Raw genomic sequence first — 19,687 nt, 5'->3', positions numbered from 1 at the left:
AACGATGTTCACGAGCAACCATCAGGTGGGGCCAGATCAAACCGTCGCAACACCACCGGCGAGTCGCAAACGGGGCCAGGTCTAGCCGTCGAGCCGGGGCCTCTTCAAGCTGTCATAGCCAATCTGGTGATCTATGAGTCCCGCCTGGAGCTCGCTAACCTGATGCTCGCAGACTTCGACGATCGGGTTCGGGGCATCGTGGCCCAGCCTTTCCTTCTCGCGACTGAGGTCGATGGTGTCCTGCGGAGGCACGTTCCGGACTTCCTACTCGATACTGATTCCGGCCCGGTCGTCGTTGACGTAAAGCCTGCTCGAAGGCTTGATAATGATGATGTTGCAAGGGTTTTGAACTTGACTCGGGATGTCGTCGAGGCCAAGGGGTGGCGATACGAGGTCGCCACCGAGCCGCCGCCGCGGAGGGCCGCGAATGTCAGATTCCTCGCTGGCTATCGGCGCGAGAGTGCAATCGTGCCTGACCATTGCGAGGCGGTTCAGGCGGTCGCTCAGGTGGGATTGACGATTGGTGCTCTCATCGATCGGATGCCAGATCGTCCTGACGCGAGCGTGCGAGCGGCGGTGCTGCACTTGATATGGCGGCGTCGGCTGCACGTCGACATTGACGCCGCAATCACTAGTCGCACTCAGATTTCGAGGGTCTTGTGAGTGGCGTTGAGCGGGTTGAGGTTGGCGGACGGTACATGTACGACGGCGAGGCGTTCGAGATCGTGGAGCTCGCCACGGCTAAGGGCGTCGTCGATGTGCTGGGGAAAAGCGCTGCAGGGCAGTACATGCGAGTTGGCCTCGCGGAGTTGCTGTCTTCGGTCCGGGGTCGGGTCCTCCCGACCGGCCCTGGCGTTTCGAGCACTGATGCAACCGAGCCTGCAGGCGTCATCTTCGGTGAGTTGTCCGCGGCAGAGCTTCAGAAGGTGACGGAACGCGCGGGGCACGTACGCGAGATTCTTACCGGGTACAGATCTGGCAGCGCGGAGACTGCGAGCAAGGGGGAGCCCAGGCCGGAGTTTTCCGGCGACCGCCCGCTCACTGACCGCTACGCAGCGAAGGCGCGCGAACTGGGCGTCGGCTTGCGATCTGTGGAGCGGTGGGTGTCCAAGTTCCGCACTGAAGGGCCCGCAGGCCTGGTAGACGCGCGACGTACGAGAGAGGCGGAGCCCTTCCCGTCTGTCGATCGGCGGTGGTTAGACACAGCTGTCGAAGTCATGGTTGAGCACGCCACCGAGTCGAAACCGTCCCGCACGATGGTGATGGCACGCGCGGAGGCACGGGTCTTGGCGCGATTCGGAGAAGGGGTCGTCGCCATCCCGTCTCGGACAAATGCTTTCCGCGTTCTCGAGTATCTGGAACAGCGCTATCCCACATTTCGACTGTCTGCCAAGCGAAATCGCGACATCGCTGAGCGGCCAGAAGGCGTGTACGGCAAGCTCCGTCCAACTCGGCCTGGCGAGTACATGCTGATGGACACAACCAGGCTCGATGTCTTCGGGCTCGATCCTCTGACGCTGCGATGGGTGCAGGTCGAACTGACCGTCGCGATGGACTGGTACACCCGCTGCATCACCGGGTTGCGATTGACCCCGGTTTCCACGAAATCGGTTGATGTAGCGACCGTGATGTACGAGGTTTTCAGCCCACGTCCGGCCGGCGCGGACTGGCCGGAATACGCGGTGTGGCCAGCTCACGGAGTACCGCGGTCGGTACTTGTAGATGTCACCGCGGAGCGGCCAGCGGATGCGGCCGCTGGACCAGCTATTGTCCCTGAGACACTGGTCGTGGACCATGGCAAGGTCTACCTCTCGAACCACGTGATGAGTGTGTGCCAGCGCTTCGGGATTTCGGTGCAGCCAGCTCGGCTCCGAACCGGCCGCGACAAAGGGCCAGTTGAGCGGTTCTTTCGTACTATTCGTGAAGATCTCCTCCAGGCCTTGCCGGGGTACAAGGGACCTGATGTCCACTCGCGCGGCGAGGATCCTGAGGGCGGAGCGTTCTTCTACATCGACGAGCTCGAAAGCATCATCCGCGAGTGGGTTGCGCAGGTCTACCACCACCGCCAGCATTCGAGCCTGCTCGACCCGCGAGTTCCGGGCTTACGTATGTCGCCCGCCGCGATGTTCGAGCACGGTGTTTCTCGCGCCGGATACATTGAGGCGCCTCGCGATCCGGACCTGGCATTCGAGTTCCTCAAGCCGGTATGGCGGAAAATTCTTCACTACGGTGTCGAGATCGGAGGCCGCCGCTACAACGGAGACGGGCTCAACGGCTACCGTAACCTCGCGAGCCGGTTCACCGGCGAGGCCAAGGGACGATGGCCGATCCACTGCGATCCCGACGACATCACCAAGGTGTACTTCCGGCGCCCAGATGAGCGGACCTGGCACACATTGGTGTGGGAGCACGCACCGTCGATCGATATGCCGTTCAGCGAGGATGCACTGCTCTACGCAAGGAAGCTAGCAGCATCGAAGTACCGATTCCCCAACGACCGCCTTGCGGTAGCTGACTTGTTGGAGCGGTGGAACATCGGCCTGGGCTCGACCCGAGTGGAACGGCGCATTGCATTGAGAATGTCACGCGAGACCGAACTGTCGCAGCGACCGCAGGGCGAAGCGCGTGTGGATCGACTGCCGTCGGTCGCCCGCGTGCTCGCTCCCGACCAGGACGAAAGCGATGTGCAAGCAGAGGACACCGCGATTGATCGCGGTCTCGACTACGCCGGCGAGGAAGGTGACGACGATCGATTCGACCAGGAAAACATCGATGACTTCTACTCCGACGCGCTGGAGGACGTATGACCGAAACCGCCGCGACACTCGACAATCTGACCCTCGCCCGAAAGGAAGGGTGGCAGAAGTTCGTCAACACCCCCGCACGTGTTCCACCGGAGGCGTTGAACCGCGATGAACTCGACAGACTGACCGACAAGGAGCGCACCGACTACGACCGTGAGCGCCGCGAGTGGCACGCGAACCTCGGGCCCCTCAAGACCAGACAGCTGGTCGAGGTGCACGAAAACCTCTGGGATGTCATCGACTCCAACGCCCAGGACGGAGACAAACCGAAAGGCGCCGTTGCGATCGACGCAGTACCCGGACTAGGGAAGACCACCGCGGTATTGAGCTTCGCCCGCGCGTTCCACCGCCGCGAAGTAGCCGAGAACGGCACTACGACCGAGGAAGGTCATGAACGGTGGCCGGTGTGCCGGGTGGGACTGACCGGCAACACTGGCCTACGCGAGTTCAACCGGGCGATGCTCGCGTTCTACGCCCACCCAGGCGGCCGCCGCGGCAACGCCGCCGACTTCGCCCACCGAGCCCTGGACTGCGTGCTGGCATGCGAAACGAAGATCCTCATCGTCGATGATCTGCACTTCCTGCGGCTGCAGTCCACCTCCGGTGTCGAGGTCAGCAACCACTTCAAGTACATCGCCAACGAGTTCCCGTTGACGGTGATCTTCGCTGGCGTCGGTTTGGAGGCGCGGGGACTGTTCTCCGAGGGCAGTAGTGACCGAGATGCTCTTCTCGCGCAGACCGGCCGGCGTACAACGCGGCTGACAATGGATCCTTTCGGTGTCACCAATGATGCTGGGCGCCGGGCATGGCGTCAGACGCTCAAGGCGATCGAGCAGCGGGTGGTTCTGGCCGAAAAGTATCCGGGCATGATCGCCGACGATCTCTCTGACTACCTGTATGCCCGGTGTACCGGCCAGATCGGCTCACTGATGACCCTGATCAACCGGGGATGTCAGCGCGCGGTCCGGACTGGGTATGAGCGCCTCGACGAGGAACTGCTCGATCGGGTCAAGATCGACGAGGCATCGGAGAAGGCTCGCGAAGAACTGCGCCTGGCATTCGACAACGGCTGCCTGAGAACTCGCATCGGCAGGGCCGGATGACAGTGCCACGTTCGCTTCCCTTCAGGGTGGACCCGGTGCCGGGCGAAGCGATCGATTCCTGGCTCGAAGCGATCGCCTTCCGCGCCGACTCAGCGTGGGGAGACCTTCTCGACGCAGTCGACATACCTGCGCCTGCAGGTCTTGGGTACCCGCCCTGGACGATCGCACTCAGCGAGGCCGAAGTAGCCAGCCTGTGTGCCGCCACGGGCAGCGACGTCGAATTTTCGATGATGACCCTCACCCGGTTCGACGGGACCGCGGTGCGCATCGACTCGCAGTCGCGGAGTTTGCGCCGCGAAGTGGCATGGACCCGCCGCACCGGATCCCGCTTCTGCCCGCACTGCCTCCGAAGCAACGGCGGCCGATGGAAGCTCGAATGGCGACTCGGCTGGGCGTTTGCCTGCACCGACCATCGTTGTTTGCTGTCCGACGAATGCCCTCGCTGCCATAGAATTCCACGCCGCCGCCCGCTCCCGGGCCACTGCACCCCGATCCCCGGCCGATGTGCATCGCCGGCGCAGGAAGGAGGCATTGGACGGGAGGCCCGACGGTGCGGCGCCGATCTCACGGCTGCCGAGGTCCTCGACCTTCCTGGTGCGCACCCCGCTCTTCGGGCACAGGCCCTCATCGATCGAATCATCGACGACGGAGTCGTGCGGTTCGGGGTCTACGCGCGCCTTCCACAGCCTGCGGCTTCTGTGCTTGCCGACATTCGCGCCATCGGCGGCCGAGTACTGTCCTACGCCACCGACGAAGAGCTCTTAGCGCGAGTGGGACCCGAACTGGCGGTTGAGTACCGGGCAGTCGATGAACAAGGTGGTGCACGATCCGGACAAGTCCGACAGAGCCGCACGAAGCCGGCCCTCGAAGCGCCAGCGAGAGCCGTCACAGCTGCGATTGGCGTCAGTGCCGCGATCGACGTTCTGCACTGCTCGGACCTCGCAGCCGCAGCTGATCGCCTGCGATGGTTAGTGACCTCGGCCCGGGAGACAGGCCTCAGTGTTCAACCGACGAACATCGGCTGGGGGACGCGAATCTCACCAATCCTGACCGGTGTCCAGCTCGCCGCGCTATCCCCGATGCTCGACCCGTCCGACCAACTTCGCTACCGCACTCACTCCGACCTTCCCACCTTGGTGACCAGTGGGCGCGCAGAGCTACTAGCGCGTCACACGCCGACGCAATTTTGGGCCGGAATCAGTTTGCCCTTCACGGTCCCGGCGGCGAGGCGCACAATGATGCGCCTGGCATTGTCTGCGGCCTTACAGTTGGTGGGCACTCGGTTGAATCTGACGGCCGCTGGTCAGCAGGTCGGAGGTCACCTGGCTGGCCATGCCCTATCCCGATTCCTACAGATTCTGGAGTCCGATCAACACTGGAGCGATGTGTGCGCGGGTCTGACACGCGTTGCCGATTACGTTGTCGAGCGCGGCGTACCGATCGACTATCAGCGCCGACGGGCACTCGATTGCACCGGTTTGCTTCCGGACGATGAGTGGAGGCAGATCTGCCACCGCACCGGAACGCCGTCACAGGGCGGCTCCGCCCGGGCGGCTGTTGTTCGGGCGTTTCTTCGCGAGGAGCTCACAGGCGTCCCCACGGTTGACGGGTCCGCAGACTTGCTCGCTAAGATCGCCGCGTTTCCCCGCGATCTGACACCCGGCCTTCGGGACGAGCTGATCAACCACGCACGGGTGTTCTTGGACGCCGCGGGCATCGATGAGGAACCAATTGCCTGGGAGCCGCCAATTGAGCTCCTCGCTGGTCTCGACCTCCCTGGCCCGCGACCAGGACTGATCGACCGTGATCGCCTTCGAAAGCTCATCCGAGAACGCGACCTTCCCATCGGCGCCGCCGCCCGCGACCTCGGCACCACTGGCGAGGCGGTTCGCCTTGAGCTGATCGTCAATCCCCTCCCAGTCGATACCGGCCGCCGGAAGTACGCCAGCGCTCGAACGCAGCTCCCCCCGGAGGCTTTGACCCAGCTCTATCATCACGATCGCCTCACCTTGCGACAGATCGCTAACCGTATTGGAGTCAGTCGTCAGGTGATCCGTCGACTCCTCACCGAATACGAGATCCCGACGATCCCCGCTACCGAGCGCGCGAAGATCATCATCGACCGCGACTGGCTCTACCAGCAATATGTCACCAACAGCAGGGCCCTCCCTGACATAGCCCGAGAACTGGGCATGAGCACGGCGAACCTGGCTCGGTGGGCGAACAAACACGAGATTCCGATGAGACCCCGCGGCGGACCCAGTCACACCGCGGCCCTCGACGCCGCGGCCGCCGCGAAAACGGTGCCGCCGATCTTGCGCACAGCTGTTGCGGCCCAGGGCGGGCGCGACCGACTGGAACGGGCGAAAGCAGCATCGCGATTCCCCACGCTGACCGAGGCTGCACACGCGTTAGGAACCAGCCAGGCAACCCTCACGAACCAGTTTCTCCGGCTCGAACGCGAGACCGGCGGAGCTCTGTTCGACCGTGCCGAGCGCAATCGCCCTATGACCCTGACCGCCCACGGACGGAGGGTGATCGACGCCATTCGAAAGCTGGACGGAACTGCTAGCGAGTCTCCCGGTGGGTAAAACGGTGCACCAAGTTCCTGAACCTGGCCTCTCAGGTGGTGAAGACGTGGTTCGGAATGCCCTAGCCTCCACGCACGTCGTCGCGTCGGTAGGGTCAGGAGCGAACCGCGATTCCACGTCCCGGAACCTGTCATGGTGAGGCTCTAGAATAGAGACAGCTAAGCCCGGCTCGTTTGCCGACGAACCGGGCTCAGCTGAACAACCGAATCACCACTCCGAGGGTTCGCCCCTCGATACCGTGACCGTTGCGAATGTCTTTGGATGACGCCTCCGATGGTAGACGGTGTGCGCGGGTTCGCCAAACACCGGAACGCTGGTGTGGGCGAGCGATGCGGACCTTGGCGTGGTGGCTCATCCACACTGCCTTGAGGAGGCACCGTTGACCAACGACAGTCGCGACTCTGATCGCACAACCGATACCACCAGCACTGAACGGGCTGGAGGTGCCCGGCCCATCCAGGTCGGGCAGCACCGGCTCGAGGGCATGTCGACGGACCTGTTCGTTCAGGTCCCGACGACCTTGATCGACCCGACTCGCGCGCTGATCGCGTCGGAAGGTGTCGGCGCGGTCTACTCCGTGCCGTGGCAGTCCCGGACCCACCGCTCCGCGGTGGCGAGGACCGCGGCGGATCAGACCCGCAAGAAGTGCCCCGAAGCAGCGTTGCTGCTCGACGCGAACCTCTACAGCGGCCGGCAGCGGAAGGTGGCGACGGCGGAGCCGACCCGCGACTGGATCACCGTGCAACGTAGCGCGGGCCTGACGTGGGCATTGACCGATTCCGGCTATGTGGCCAAGGGCGACACCGCTGGGCTGCGGACCACCCTGAAGACGGCGGCCCGCTTCGGTGGACAGGTGATTGCGGCGCTGCCGATCGCGAGCTGGTGGCTTTCGCACGCCGCCGATTCGCTCCGGTCTGAGATCAACGCGCACGGCATCCCCGTGGCGTTGATGGTCGAAGACACCGACGACCCGTTCGACCGGACCAACGTCGTGACCGGGCTGGTGCACGTCCTCACCGCAGATGTCCCGGTGCTGCTCCTGCGCAGTGACACGGCGGGGTTGGGGGCGCTGGCGTACGGCGCCGCAGGCGCGGCGATGGGGTCATCGACCACCTACCGGCACATCTACCCCGACATCGGCGGGGGCGGCACCAGCGGGTCGGTGTCGTTCATCCTCCCGGAGCTTCTCGCGTACACGTCGCTGACCGCGTTCGAGCGGCATTACCTCAAGGACAAGTCCCACGCCGCGTGGTGCTGCGACTGCGCACTCTGCGGTGGACGGGACCTGACCTGGATCCGCACGGCTGACATCCCGAAGGCAGCAGCGTTCTCGCATTCGGTCTCCGCGGTCGCGATGCTCGGTCGCGGTTTGGCCACCGCTATCGCCGCCCACAACGGCCCGCAGGCGTGGACGGCGATGTGCGAGGCCGCCCACGAGAGCAACATCGAGATCGAGAAGCTCACCGGCGGGGACTGGAAGCGCAAACGCGCCCTGTCCGCCTGGATCGGCGCTACGCCGGAGCCGGCTGCGGCGTGATCGGCACCCCTGTCGCGAGGGCGTGAGCGAATAGCCGCTCCTCCCAGTACCGCACCGCGACGATCCGCGGAGGATCGGCAACCTTCGATCCCCGCACCAGTAGTTCCTCGCCGGCGTGAGAGGTATGCACCACGCTCACGTCGGCGAGGTCCGCCGCCGTCAAGCTCAGCGCCGTGGGCCGCCGCTCGGTCAGCACCACGGTCTCGCCGAACCCGCGAAGCTCACTGGCGACATACAGGGCCCTCTTCCACTGCCCGGTGGCGACGAACCCGACGATGCTCAACGGCGCCGCCGGCGGCGCCCCCGCGCCCTCCGCCGGGCACATCTCCCACAGCTCGAGGACCTGCGCGTCGAGCATCGGTCCCGCCCCGGACGACATCCGTTCGGCGACGGTCGACGACCATCGGACCACCGGATACCCGCGAAGCCCCGACAGTTCGGTCCGCGGCAACACCGACACCGAGCTATCGAGGACGAGCTCCGCAGCCGCGACCACGGCCGCGTCGACCAGATCCGCCGGCGCGACGGCAGGGACGTCGAACAGGGGGAGCTGACCCGCCTCTGCGTGGATTGACCGGGTACGTCGCCGCGCCGTCACTGGTCTTCCTCTCCCACGGGCGCGGGCTCCGGCGCGATGACCCGCGACGCGGCGAACAGATGAATGCGGTCCTCCAGGGCCAGGAACGCCACGACGCTCCCAATGTCCAGACCGACCGAGTCGAGGACCGCCGCCGGCAGCGCGATCTGTCGCGACGTCCGCAGCCGCCGCGGACGATCCGGGTTACCTCGTACGGACGGCTTCGTCCCGCGCGGGCCGCGAGTGGGAATGATCTCGACGATCCTCTGGTCGGCGACGACACCGATCCGGACCCACGAAGGCTGCCGCACTCCGGACGCCTTCGCCACCTTCGCTGGGATGGTGATCCGGCGGAAGCTGTCGATCGTCCGGGGACCCGTGGGAAGCATACTGCTGATTTTAGCAGTCAAGGACCGAACAGTCACTGGTACTGCGGATTACAGCGCATGTTCCTCGTGCCGACCGCTGTCCCGCTAAGGCACGGAAGCGCCGTCGTCGAGGGCTTCGAGGACGGCGCGGAGGAACTCAGCCGCAGTGAGGGGGATGCCGCGTTCGCGGAGCTGTTGCTCTAGCTGCTGCTCGATGTGGTCCACGCGTGTCGATCCTGCCGCAGGCGATCGTGCTGGTGCTGTGCCGGGGAGCCTCGCGACGGTGTCGTGCAGCCACTACCTGCGCGCGAGAGGCGCGTTCGCGCTAGCAGCACGTGGCCAGGACGGCCCGGAGCGCTTCAAGGGAGTCAGGTTCGGCCCGGTAGAAGACGTTGATCCCGCGCCGCTCGGAGCTGACGAGGCCGGCCTTCTTGAGCTGGCTCAGGTGGTGACTGACGGTCGCCGACGACAGGCCCACCGTGTCGGCGAGGTCGCCGGTGCTGATTTCGCCTGGACGTGCGGCCATGAGGATCGAGATCAGCTGGATCCGGGCCGGGTCGGCGAGGGCCTTGAGGCGCAGGGCGAGCTCGAGTGCCGCGGCCTCGTCCATCACGCCGGCGGCCAGCGGAGCACAGCAGATCGGGGCGCTGATGTCGACGACGGGGAGCGTCTTGGGCATACGCTTCAATCTACCTACTCGTTGACATATGTCAAAGCGTGGTCTAGAACTGAACGAGCAACAGTTAGATGTATGTCGAAGCCTCGGAGGTTCTCATGTCCCGCGTCCAGCTCGCCCTCAATGTCGATGACCTCGATCAGTCGATCGCGTTCTACACCAAGCTGTTCGGCACGGGCCCGGCGAAGGTCAAGCCCGGTTACGCCAACTTCGCCGTCGCCGACCCGGCGCTCAAGCTGGTCCTGCTGGAGAACCCCGGCCAGGGCGGCAGCATCAACCATCTCGGCGTCGAGGTGGACTCCAGCGACAAGGTGCACGCTGAGATCGCCCGCCTCACCGAGGAGCAGCTGTTCACCGAGGAGGAGATCGGCGCCACCTGTTGCTTCGCCACCCAGGACAAGGTCTGGGTCACCGCCCCCGACGCCGAGCGTTGGGAGGTCTACACCGTCCTCGCTGACGCCGAGACCTTCGACGGCGGACACACTCCGGCGACGACAGCCGAGGACTCCGAAGCGACGCCGGCCGCGTGCTGCACCCCTGCGGCGGCGAACTGCTGCTAGTCCGCCCTCGATCGATGGCCGTCACCGCTTCGGGTGGCGGCCATCGACGCGGTTACCAGAGAGCGCTGGCGCGAAACGCAGTAGCGGGCCGCACTGCGCTGTACCGGCTGGTTCTCGCGGTCGGCGTCCCCCTGGGCGGAGGCTGCGCTGGAGGAGAGGCATCTGCGGTTAGGCGCAGTCGCGTGGGTGGAATCCCTCGATGCGGTCGATCGGGGTAAAGACAGGGCAACCGACTTGGTCGTTTCGGTTGAGGATCACGTTCGATGCCGCCATCACTTCGCAGGCTGCGAGCCCGCGGCTAGCGGCGAGCAGCATGGAAAGCCCGTAGAACGTTGCTGCCGCCGGCGGGGTGAGCGCGAAGAACGCGAAGAAGACCAGCGTGTTAGTGGCCATGGCCCACGCGCCTGTGACCCGCAGTGGTGCCGAATCACGACCCCGAAGTACAACCGCGAGGGTGATCGCGGCAGGGACCAGTGCGACCGCGATGATGAGGTCGATTGTGGAAGGTCCGATGATGATCCCGGCTCCCACGAAAGCGGCACCGATCACTGTCCGGGCGGCGGTGCCCCATCGGCCGATCTCTCTTGTCCTGCGTGCGAGGGGCGATTTCACTGTGTTGGTCATTGGGCGGTTCCTTCGTGCTGATCCGGCGAGCAGCATCCGGCCTGTCGGGCTGTGTCCGGGCTGATGAGCGCTTGTTCAGCGAGAGCTTTCCCGAGGGCGTGCGCGTGGGTGATGTCGAGGAGTTGGTTGCCGGGATTTTCGCGCGTCCACGTTTGGGCATCGTGTGGGGAGGCGAAGAAGTGCACTTGGTTGCAGAACGACGTTCGAAGCGAGCTGAGGTCATCGGGGTCGACGAGCGATAGCACTGCGGTGTCGGGTTCGATGCTGGTCACGGTGTCTGCCGTGACAGAGATTCTGATCGTTTGACCGCTCGCGGGTGAGGTCGACTCGATGGTGGCTGACTGGTTTAGGAGTGTGGGGAAGATCAGGGTGTCGAGTGCGCACCACGTGAACAGTTCGTGACCTGCGACGGTGAACCGATGCGGGGTCGGACGGAGGGTCAGTCCTTGCCCGACTATTTGGTCGCGATCGTCGTATTCGGTGTCGGAAACGGATTGGAGTCGTTCCCGTACATCGGGTTCCGACAGTCCGGCCGCAGCTGCTAAGTCCTCTACGCTGACGGGGTTTCCCTTGGAGAGGAGCCTGAGTAGGGGAACCAGGACTGCCGGATCGAGGCCGGACCCCTCGGGGGTGATGAGTCGATCGAGTGGATTGGTCATTGTCTGGGACTTCGCTTGCGGATCGGTGGAATCAGGAATTAGGAAGCGCAGCAGGAGAGCTGGGCGATGTCGGTGCTGAAGGATTGTGCGGCGATTTTGATGCCCTCGGCCATGGTCAGGTAGGGCGCCCATGTCCGGGCGACCTGCTCGACGGTCATCCTTGCTTCGAGGATGTAGACCCCAGCGGCGGCGATCTCGCCGGCACTATTCGCGACCGCCGAAATTCCGAGGACTCGATGACTATCGGAGTCTGCGATGAGCTTGATGAAGCCTCGGGTATCTCGGTCAACTTGGGCCCGGGGTACGTGAGTGAGCGGAAGAAGCGAGCTCGTGTACCGGATTCCGCTTGCGAGGGCCTGCGTCTCGGTCATACCGACGCTCCCGATTGCCGGACTGGTGAACATCACGCGCGGCAGGTGCGTGTAGTCCAACGACCGCGGGGTCTGTCCGAACATGTTGTCGGCGACCGTTGTGCCTTGCGCGGCTGCGACATAGACGAACTCGGGATGGCCGGTCACATCGCCCGCTGCCCACACACGCGGGTTTGATGTTCTGAGCTGATTCGACACGAGGATCGCGCCGCTGGTGCTCGTGTCGACTCCAACCGTCTCCAGATTCAAACCTCTAGTATTCGGGGTTCTGCCCGTCGCGACGAGCAGCTTCGCCGCACGGAAGTCGCCTTGTCCACCAGGGCTGGAGGCGGTCACGACGACCTCACCCGCCTCGGTGTCGACCGAGGTCGCGGTCGCGAGCTGCACTACCTCGATGTGCTCGTCAGCGAGCGCTTCCAGGAGAGCATCTGCGACGTCAGCATCTTCGGCCGAAGCGATCCTGGACCGCACCAAAACGGTTACCTTCGCCCCCAGTCGCGCGAAGAGTTGCGCCTGCTCGAGCGCGATGAACCCGCCGCCGATCACTAGGAGTGATTCCGGGACTGCGGTCAACTCCATCGCGGTCGTCGACGTCAGGTAGTCGACCAGATTGAGTCCGGGAATCGACGGAATCGACGGTTGGGCCCCTGTTGCCACCAAGTACCGTCGAGCAATTATCGTCTCGGTAGTCCCATCGGGAGCTGTGACCACCAGCGATGGCGCTGCCCGCGTTCCCGCGAACGCGGCCGCACCCTGGACGCGGCGCCAGCCGTACGAGTCCGCAACGGCAACGTACTTCTCTGACCGCATCGACTCTGCCAAGCGCCGTGTCCCCGCCGCCAGGGCGGCCATATCTACCGGCACGGCGGTCGCACCGACCCCCGGGAACCGGCCAGCATCAGAGACCGTGTGCTGTGCCTGCGCCGCGGCGATCAACGCCTTCGACGGCACGCAACCGGTATTCACACAGGTGCCGCCGAAAGTGCCTCGCTCGATCATCACCACGGACTTGCCCATGGCTGTTGCGCGGATCGCCGCCGCCATCGCTGCAGCACCCGAACCAACGATCGCAAGATCAAACTCTTCACTCATGTCACCATCATCAACCCTCCAGTACCCTTGAAGGTCAAGCCCAGAATCCGGACAGGGAGGACCCGATGCGGATCGGAGAACTCGCCCGCAAATCTGGCGCCACGCCATCGACGCTGCGGTACTACGAGGAAGCGGGGCTCCTCCCTGAACCGGGACGTACCGCCGGTGGATACCGCAACTACACCCCCGACGCCATCGGCATCGTGCAATTCATCAAGAGGGGGCAGGCGGCGGCACTCACTCTCGCGCAAGTCAAAAGAATCATCGACATACGCGGCACCGGCCAAGCCCCATGTGATCACGTACGCGACCAGCTAGACAGGTCGATCCACCACCTCGATCAACAGATCGCGGAACTGATCGCACTGCGCGACAACATCACCCACCTACGCCAAGCGGCCGAACACACCGATCCGAAGTCGTGCGCTAGCGAAGATATCTGTCGCTACCTATAACCCAGACACGCTTGTGTCCAACATCGATATCTGTCAATATTGATGTGTGTCGAATTCGATTCCGTTGACCGATGTGACCGTGCGGTGCTCACCGCTGGTCCGTGAGCCTCTGTCGGAGGGGCAGTCCGTCGACCTCGCGGCGGTGTTCAAGGCCCTGGCCGACCCGGTCCGGCTGCGCCTGTTCAGCCTGATCGCCAGCCACGAGGGAGGCGAGGCTTGCGTGTGTGACATCTCGCCGGCGGTGGACGTCTCGCAACCGACGATCTCGCACCACCTCAAGGTCCTCAAGACCGCAGGCCTGCTCGAGTCCGAGCGCCGCGCCTCGTGGGTGTACTACCGCGTCATCCCCGAAGTCCTGTCCTCGCTCGCCGGGATCCTGCAGTCCGGTGACCCCGCCATCTCGTTGGAGGTTCTTTCGTGACCAGCCCCGCCCCGACGACTGAGCATCAGCCGGTCGTCGGCAAGCTGTCCATCCTCGACCGGTTCCTGCCGGTGTGGATCGGTGTCGCCATGGTCGCCGGCCTGCTGCTCGGCCGGATGATCCCCGGGCTGAACACCGCGCTGGAGAGGATCCAGGTCGACGGTGTCTCGCTGCCGATCGCCCTGGGCCTGTTGATCATGATGTACCCGGTGCTGGCGAAGGTCCGCTACGACCGCCTCGACACCGTCACCGGCGACCGCAAGCTCCTGCTCGGCTCCCTCTTCCTGAACTGGATCCTGGGCCCGGCGCTGATGTTCGCACTCGCCTGGATCTTCCTGCCCGACCTGCCCGAGTACCGCACCGGCCTAATCATCGTCGGCCTCGCCCGGTGCATCGCCATGGTGATCATCTGGAACGACCTCGCCTGCGGCGACCGCGAAGCCGCAGCCGTCCTCGTGGCGCTGAACTCGGTGTTCCAGGTGATCATGTTCGCCGTCCTCGGCTGGTTCTACCTCTCGATCCTGCCCGGCTGGCTCGGCCTCGAACAGACCACCATCAGCACCTCGCCCTGGCAGATCGCCAAATCCGTGCTGATCTTCCTCGGCATCCCGCTCCTCGCCGGCTACCTCTCCCGCCGAATCGGAGAGAAGACCAAGGGCCGCGACTGGTACGAAACGAAGTTCCTCCCCCGGATCGGACCATGTGCCCTCTACGGGCTGCTGTTCACCATCGTCATCCTGTTCGCCCTGCAGGGCGAGCAGATCACCTCCCGCCCGTGGGACGTCGCCCGTATCGCCCTGCCGCTGCTGGTGTACTTCGCCGTGATGTGGGGCGGCGGGTACCTGCTCGGCGCCGTCATGGGACTCGGCTACGAGCGCACCACCACGCTCGCGTTTACCGCCGCCGGCAACAACTTCGAGCTCGCCATCGCCGTCGCGATCGCCACCTACGGCGCCACCTCCGGCCAAGCCCTCGCGGGCGTCGTCGGGCCGCTCATCGAGGTCCCCGTCCTGGTCGGCCTGGTCTATGTCTCGCTGGCCCTGCGCAAGCGCTTCCCGCTGACCCCGTCCTCCACCGCCGCGACCGCGGATCCGTCCAGGAGTGTGAACTGATGTCCGACAATACGATCACCGCCGACACCGAATCGGCCACGCCGAGCGTGTTGTTCGTGTGCGTGAAGAACGGCGGCAAGTCCCAGATGGCCGCCGGCCTGATGCGCAAGACCGTCGGCGATGCCGTCGAGGTGCACTCGGCCGGCACCAAGCCCGGCTCCGTGGTCAACGGCCTGTCCGCCGAGTCGCTGGCTGAGGTCGGTGTCGACATCACCGGCGAGACCCCGAAACCGATCGACCCGGCGCTGCTCGCCCGGGTGGACCTGGTGGTCACTCTCGGCCGGGAAGCCGTCGTCGACACCCCGGACGGTGTCGCGTTGGTCAACTGGGATACCGACGAGCCGTCGGAGCGGGGCATCGACGGGATCGAGCGGATGCGCCTCGTGCGCGACGACATCGCCGCCCGCGTCACCGCGCTGGCAGCCGAACTCACCACCCGGTAGCGACCGAGCAGGCCGGGAAGCCCGAGAAGCGGGAGAAAGTCGGATGAACGCCAACGCCACGACCGAGTCGGCCGGAACACCGGAACTGCTGATGCCCCAGGCCCTGCTGGCGCGGACCGCGGAGCGGCTCGCCGCCCAGTACCGCGGGATCGTCTCCGAGCAGACCGTCGAACGGGTCGTCTTCGAGTCCTACACCGCGCTGCGGCGCACCGCCCGCATCCACACTCACCTGGTGACTCTCGCCGGCCGGTTCGCCGCCGAGCGTCTCGCCGCCCTGGCGCAGTCGACCGGTGCGAGCACCAAGACCGTGCCCGAGGTGCTGTTCATCTGCGTCCACAACGCGGGCCGCTCGCAGATGGCTGCCGCGCTCCTGACACACCACGCGGCCGGGGCGGTGCACGTACGCTCCGCCGGGTCGCTGCCTGCTGCGGTGATCAACCCGATCGTCGAGCAGGCCATGACCGAGGTCGGGCTCGACCTGGCCGCTGAGTTTCCCAAGCCTCTCACCGACGACGTGGTCGCGGCCGCGGACGTGGTGATCTCCATGGGCTGCGGCGACGCCTGCCCGGTCTACCCGGGCAAGCGGTACCTGGACTGGCAGGTCGCCGACCCCGACAACCACCCCATCGAGACCGTCCGCCTGATCCGTGACGACCTCGACCGCCGCGTCAAAGACCTCCTCGCCGAGCTCCATCCCACGATCACCTGACCCACCCCTTTGATCGACGTGCTCGACGGCCCCGCTCACCGCCGTCAGTGCCGCTGTGCCTGCTCACACCTCATTTGCCTGTTCTTGGAAGGGAACCGACACCCCATGTCTGCACGCAAGATCATCGCCATCGGCGGATCGGACGCCGGGATCTCCGCCGCCCTGCGGGCCCGCGAACTCGACCCCACCAGCGAGGTCACCGTGGTCGTCGCCGACGCCTACCCGAACTTCTCCATCTGCGGCATCCCGTACTACGTCTCCGGCGAGGTCACCCACTGGAGCAACCTCGCCCACCGCACCGCCGCCGACCTCGCCGCCACCGGCATGACCGTGCACACCGACACCAGAGCTACCGCGATCGATCCGGCCGGACACCGCCTGACCGTCACCGGCCCGGACGGCGCCGCCCGGGACCTCGACTACGACGTCCTCGTCATCGGCACCGGCGCTGTGTCCGTGCGGCCGCCGATCACCGGCCTCGACCACCTCGGCCCCGCTGACGGCGTGCACCTGCTGCACTCGATGGGCGACACCTTCGCCGTGATGAACACCCTCACCACGAAGGACCCGAAGACCGCGATCATCATCGGCGCCGGCTACATCGGCCTGGAAATGGCCGAAGGTCTCACTGCCCGCGGCATCACCGTCACCCAGATCGAAGCCCTCCCTGAGGTGCTCCCCACTGTCGAACCCGAACTCGGCGCCCTCGTCCACGATGAACTGGTCCGCAACCGGGTCGACGTCCGCACCCACACCCTGGTCACCGCGGTCGACCGCACCGACACCGGCGCCCTGACCGTCACCACCAGCAGTGACGGCCAGAGCGATCACCTCACCGCCGATCTCGTGCTCGTCGTCGTGGGCGTGCGCCCCGACACCGACCTCGCTGCCGCAGCGGGCGCGCAGCTCGGCATCAAGAACACGATCGCCGTCGACGAGCAGATGCGCACCAATCTGTCCGACGTCTTCGCCGCCGGCGACGCCGTGCACACCCACCACCGCCAGCTCGGCATCACCTGGCTCCCGCTCGGCACCACCGCGCACAAGCAGGGCCGCGTCGCCGGCGAGAACGCCCTCGGCGGCACCGCCCGCTACACCGGCTCCCTCGGCACCCAGGTCGTGAAGATCTTCGACCTCGTCGCCGCCCGCACCGGCCTCAAAGAGACCGAAGCCCTTGCCGCCGACCGCGGCTGGGTGCCGGTGTCGACGACCTCCACACCGGACGATCACAAGGCCTACTACCCGGGTGCCACCCCCATCAGCATCCGGATCACCGGCGACCAGAACACCGGCGCACTACTCGGTGCCCAGCTCATCGGGCACCGCACGGCCGAGATCTCCAAGCGCGTCGACACCTACGCCACCGCCCTGCACCACGGCATGAGCGTCGACGCCCTCTCCGAGCTCGACCTGTCCTACACCCCGCCCCTCGGGTCCCCGTGGGACGCCGTGCAGGTCGCCGCCCAGAACTGGGTCCGCGAGCACCAGCTGCACCATCAGCGCAGCGTCCTTAGCCTGAACAGGTGACCACCAGCCCCCACGACTCAACCGGGTCCGCCGCACGAGCGGCGGACCCGGCGATCGTTGTGATGCGGCCCGAGCATGGGCCACAGGTCCTCGCGATTTACCAAGCCGGCATGGACACCGGCAACGCCACCTTCGAAACCGCCGCACCCGGCTGGACGGACTTCGACCAACGACACCTACCTGAGCACCGCGTCGTCGCCCTCGCCCCAGGTGGGCAGGTCGCCGGGTGGGTTGCAGCGGCGCCCGTCTCGGGGCGCTGCGTCTACGCCGGCGTCATCGAGCACAGCGTCTACGTCGACTCCGGCCACGCCGGGCAGGGCATCGGAGCCGCGCTGTTGCAGGCCCTCATCCAGTCCGCCGACGCTGCCGGGGTGTGGACCATCCAGACCGGGATCTTCCCCGAGAACCACGCCAGCCTCGCCCTGCACCGGCGCGCCGGATTCCGCACCGTCGGCACCCGCGAACGCATCGGCCAACGCGACGGCCGCTGGCGCGACGTCGTCCTCATCGAACGACGCAGCTGACTGCCGCCTACACCTACCGGACTCAGCCGGCGTCACCGACTTCAGAACCGTCTGGTTCTTCATCCGCCAGCTCTGGGGCGCGGGTGATCGACACGATCGCCGACGAGCGGCGGAACTGCTCGGTGTCGAAGGGGCTCGCGGGATCGTCGAACCAGACCAGTGACTGGTCACCGACACGCGGCCAGCGGGTGACCCTTGTGATCCGGTGCGCGATGCCGTCGTAGTCGAACGCCCCAGACGGGCTGGCGGGGCCGGGACGACGCGTGTACGTCAACGCATCCAGGTCCCACAGGTGCGTTGATCCCTGCGAGGCCACCACCCACCGGCCGCGCATACCGTCCGTGAGCTCATCCACCGTCTCCGACGGTGGATCGTTGCCGTCGGGCGGCTGCTGGACATCCGGTTCATCCGTCATGGGACTCCTCGTATAGGGGTATAGGGTCAGGCTCACTGTCCCGAACGCTAGGCGGAGTTGATTTGGGGCGCCGCTGCCGGGTGCGCCCATGATTTTGGGCCTGGGGTTCGCGTGCCGTCCTTGGCGGATCTACTCGGCGGGCTCGAGGACGCGAGGATGGATCAGTTCGATCCGCGGGACGTGGATCTCGGCTCCACCGAGAACCCGCACACGGGGCCACTCGCCGTCGACCATCGTCAGGCCGGCCTGGGCGGGAGTGAGGCCGTCCTCGGTGGGGATCAAGCACGCCTCGCCAGGCCCGGCCTTGCACCCCGGACAACCGGTCTTGGTCTCGATGGCGATACGCGACTTCTCCAGCTCGAGCTTCTCGTCGTCGGTGGCATGGCGCCAGCAACCGAACCCGTCCTGGTGGCCGACTCCGGCCTGGTACAGCGGCCGCATCTGACACGGTTTCCCGTTCGTCTTCGGCCGCAGGCACTTCTGCTTGAGGCTGCGGTCGAGGTCGTCCTTCTTGGCCTTGATCCGCTCGACGTTGAGAGCCATCTGCGTCAGGTAGTCAGCGGTGTTGTCGCCGGCCGCCTCGTACAGCGCGAACACCTGCCGCGGAGACCGGGCGCCGGTCCAGCGCCGGCCGTCCGACCCATACACCGCCACGGGAAGCTTACGTGCGACGATGCCGATCGCGACCTCGATGTAGTGTGCCAGGCCAGTGGTCTCGGGAGTGTTGACGACCCGCTCGGGACAGATGGCGATGCCGTACTCGCTCTCGATCCGCGCGGCCTCGCGGTTGAACCCGGCGACGGCGATCTCCACCTGCCGCAATGCCGTCATCAGCGGTGTGTGATCCAGCGGTGCGGGCGCGGGCTTCGGGCGAGGGGTGCGGTTGCGATCTGATCTCCGGGACATTGGTACAAGCGTGCCAGTAACCAATTCGGAGGTTGCTCGACGGTGGCCCGCCGCTTGGTAGGAGCGGTGTGCGAAATGCGCGCGCGAAATACCAGGGACATCCCTCGAACCCAAACGAACGGACCGAGCCGCGCATGTTTCGGTGACGGCGAGCAGAGCACCGAGCACAAGCGACTGTCCTTCCTCGGTGTCCCCTGAAATCCCGAAGGACAC

Annotated in this window: 21 protein-coding genes; 13 read left to right on the top strand and 8 right to left on the bottom strand. The window is 65.7% G+C overall.

The annotated features are described in order from the left end of the window. The 5 genes from ACM9LD_RS08425 to ACM9LD_RS08405 form a co-directional block, all read left to right on the top strand. Positions 1–663, top strand: a 663-nt coding sequence (locus ACM9LD_RS08425; RefSeq protein WP_415676222.1) for a TnsA-like heteromeric transposase endonuclease subunit, incomplete at its 5' end; no start/stop codon positions are given. 35 nt (positions 664–698) lie between these two features. After that, positions 699–2,807 carry a helix-turn-helix domain-containing protein gene (locus ACM9LD_RS08420; RefSeq protein WP_068526171.1) on the top strand — a complete coding sequence of 703 codons (2,109 nt, stop codon included), beginning with the start codon at positions 699–701 and terminating at the stop codon, positions 2,805–2,807. After that, on the top strand, positions 2,804–3,907 hold the full coding sequence (locus ACM9LD_RS08415; RefSeq protein ID WP_019201592.1) for an AAA family ATPase: 1,104 nt from the start codon (positions 2,804–2,806) through the stop codon (positions 3,905–3,907). The genes ACM9LD_RS08420 and ACM9LD_RS08415 overlap by 4 nt, the downstream gene beginning before the upstream one ends. Next, entirely contained in the window at positions 3,904–6,498 is a 2,595-nt protein-coding gene (locus ACM9LD_RS08410) for a TniQ family protein (RefSeq protein WP_040765942.1), read from the top strand. Before ACM9LD_RS08415 ends, ACM9LD_RS08410 begins: the two co-directional genes overlap by 4 nt. A 379-nt stretch (positions 6,499–6,877) precedes the next feature. Next, positions 6,878–8,035 (top strand): hypothetical protein, encoded by a 1,158-nt coding sequence (locus tag ACM9LD_RS08405; RefSeq protein WP_126195752.1) that lies wholly within the window; start codon positions 6,878–6,880, stop codon positions 8,033–8,035. Here the strand turns inward: ACM9LD_RS08405 and ACM9LD_RS08400 are convergent. The 3 genes from ACM9LD_RS08400 to ACM9LD_RS08390 all read right to left on the bottom strand — a co-directional run bounded on the left by ACM9LD_RS08400 (position 8,010) and on the right by ACM9LD_RS08390 (position 9,659). Next, the gene (locus tag ACM9LD_RS08400) at positions 8,010–8,633 is read right to left on the bottom strand and encodes a hypothetical protein (protein WP_068526169.1); all 624 of its coding nucleotides are present in this window, start codon (positions 8,631–8,633) and stop codon (positions 8,010–8,012) included. The genes ACM9LD_RS08405 and ACM9LD_RS08400 overlap by 26 nt on opposite strands. Beyond that, the gene (locus tag ACM9LD_RS08395; RefSeq protein WP_126195753.1) at positions 8,630–8,941 is read right to left on the bottom strand and encodes an AbrB/MazE/SpoVT family DNA-binding domain-containing protein; all 312 of its coding nucleotides are present in this window, start codon (positions 8,939–8,941) and stop codon (positions 8,630–8,632) included. The genes ACM9LD_RS08400 and ACM9LD_RS08395 overlap by 4 nt, the downstream gene beginning before the upstream one ends. A gap of 364 nt (positions 8,942–9,305) precedes the next feature. Next, entirely contained in the window at positions 9,306–9,659 is a 354-nt protein-coding gene (locus ACM9LD_RS08390; RefSeq protein ID WP_068526167.1) for an Rv2640c family ArsR-like transcriptional regulator, read from the bottom strand. A 95-nt stretch (positions 9,660–9,754) separates the two neighbouring features. Here ACM9LD_RS08390 and ACM9LD_RS08385 point away from each other — a divergent pair, with 95 nt between their 5' ends. After that, the gene (locus ACM9LD_RS08385; protein ID WP_068526166.1) at positions 9,755–10,216 is read left to right on the top strand and encodes an ArsI/CadI family heavy metal resistance metalloenzyme; all 462 of its coding nucleotides are present in this window, start codon (positions 9,755–9,757) and stop codon (positions 10,214–10,216) included. 168 nt (positions 10,217–10,384) lie between these two features. On the opposite strand, the gene ACM9LD_RS08380 is transcribed toward ACM9LD_RS08385, so the two are convergent. Genes ACM9LD_RS08380 through merA form a run of 3 tightly spaced genes read right to left on the bottom strand, consistent with a single transcriptional unit; the run spans position 10,385 to position 12,962 of the window. Then, the gene (locus tag ACM9LD_RS08380; RefSeq protein WP_126195754.1) at positions 10,385–10,840 is read right to left on the bottom strand and encodes a hypothetical protein; all 456 of its coding nucleotides are present in this window, start codon (positions 10,838–10,840) and stop codon (positions 10,385–10,387) included. Next, entirely contained in the window at positions 10,837–11,499 is a 663-nt protein-coding gene (merB, locus tag ACM9LD_RS08375) for an organomercurial lyase MerB (protein ID WP_074850279.1), read from the bottom strand. Before merB ends, ACM9LD_RS08380 begins: the two co-directional genes overlap by 4 nt. A gap of 38 nt (positions 11,500–11,537) precedes the next feature. Continuing rightward, positions 11,538–12,962, bottom strand: a complete 1,425-nt coding sequence (gene merA, locus ACM9LD_RS08370; protein WP_068526164.1) for a mercury(II) reductase — start codon at positions 12,960–12,962, stop codon at positions 11,538–11,540. A gap of 65 nt (positions 12,963–13,027) precedes the next feature. Here merA and ACM9LD_RS08365 point away from each other — a divergent pair, with 65 nt between their 5' ends. The 7 genes from ACM9LD_RS08365 to ACM9LD_RS08335 all read left to right on the top strand — a co-directional run bounded on the left by ACM9LD_RS08365 (position 13,028) and on the right by ACM9LD_RS08335 (position 18,153). Further along, positions 13,028–13,417, top strand: coding sequence for a heavy metal-responsive transcriptional regulator (locus tag ACM9LD_RS08365; protein WP_068526163.1), 390 nt, complete (start codon positions 13,028–13,030; stop codon positions 13,415–13,417). A 46-nt stretch (positions 13,418–13,463) separates the two neighbouring features. Beyond that, on the top strand, positions 13,464–13,838 hold the full coding sequence (locus ACM9LD_RS08360) for an ArsR/SmtB family transcription factor (protein WP_068526162.1): 375 nt from the start codon (positions 13,464–13,466) through the stop codon (positions 13,836–13,838). Beyond that, on the top strand, positions 13,835–14,950 hold the full coding sequence (gene arsB, locus ACM9LD_RS08355; RefSeq protein ID WP_415676221.1) for an ACR3 family arsenite efflux transporter: 1,116 nt from the start codon (positions 13,835–13,837) through the stop codon (positions 14,948–14,950). Before ACM9LD_RS08360 ends, arsB begins: the two co-directional genes overlap by 4 nt. After that, a complete protein-coding gene (locus tag ACM9LD_RS08350) occupies positions 14,950–15,393 on the top strand; it encodes an arsenate-mycothiol transferase ArsC (protein WP_068526160.1) in 444 nt (147 codons plus the stop codon). The genes arsB and ACM9LD_RS08350 overlap by 1 nt, the downstream gene beginning before the upstream one ends. A 43-nt stretch (positions 15,394–15,436) precedes the next feature. After that, positions 15,437–16,102: an arsenate reductase/protein-tyrosine-phosphatase family protein gene (locus tag ACM9LD_RS08345; protein ID WP_068526159.1), complete on the top strand. Its 666-nt coding sequence runs from the start codon at positions 15,437–15,439 to the stop codon at positions 16,100–16,102. 105 nt (positions 16,103–16,207) lie between these two features. Further along, the gene (locus tag ACM9LD_RS08340; RefSeq protein ID WP_068526158.1) at positions 16,208–17,629 is read left to right on the top strand and encodes an FAD-dependent oxidoreductase; all 1,422 of its coding nucleotides are present in this window, start codon (positions 16,208–16,210) and stop codon (positions 17,627–17,629) included. Between the two features lie 110 nt (positions 17,630–17,739). Continuing rightward, a complete protein-coding gene (locus ACM9LD_RS08335; protein ID WP_225536086.1) occupies positions 17,740–18,153 on the top strand; it encodes a GNAT family N-acetyltransferase in 414 nt (137 codons plus the stop codon). Between the two features lie 22 nt (positions 18,154–18,175). On the opposite strand, the gene ACM9LD_RS08330 is transcribed toward ACM9LD_RS08335, so the two are convergent. Then, the gene (locus ACM9LD_RS08330; protein ID WP_068537262.1) at positions 18,176–18,568 is read right to left on the bottom strand and encodes a hypothetical protein; all 393 of its coding nucleotides are present in this window, start codon (positions 18,566–18,568) and stop codon (positions 18,176–18,178) included. Between the two features lie 129 nt (positions 18,569–18,697). After that, positions 18,698–19,399 (bottom strand): hypothetical protein, encoded by a 702-nt coding sequence (locus ACM9LD_RS08325; protein WP_415676220.1) that lies wholly within the window; start codon positions 19,397–19,399, stop codon positions 18,698–18,700. Between the last annotated feature and the right edge of the window lie 288 nt (positions 19,400–19,687).

The sequence above is a fragment of the Tsukamurella hominis genome (assembly GCF_965137015.1).
In the GTDB taxonomy this organism is placed as follows: Bacteria; Actinomycetota; Actinomycetes; order Mycobacteriales; family Mycobacteriaceae; genus Tsukamurella; species Tsukamurella hominis.
The sequence above is the reverse complement of the archived record's forward strand: the minus strand, read 5'-3'. Positions and strand labels throughout refer to the sequence as shown.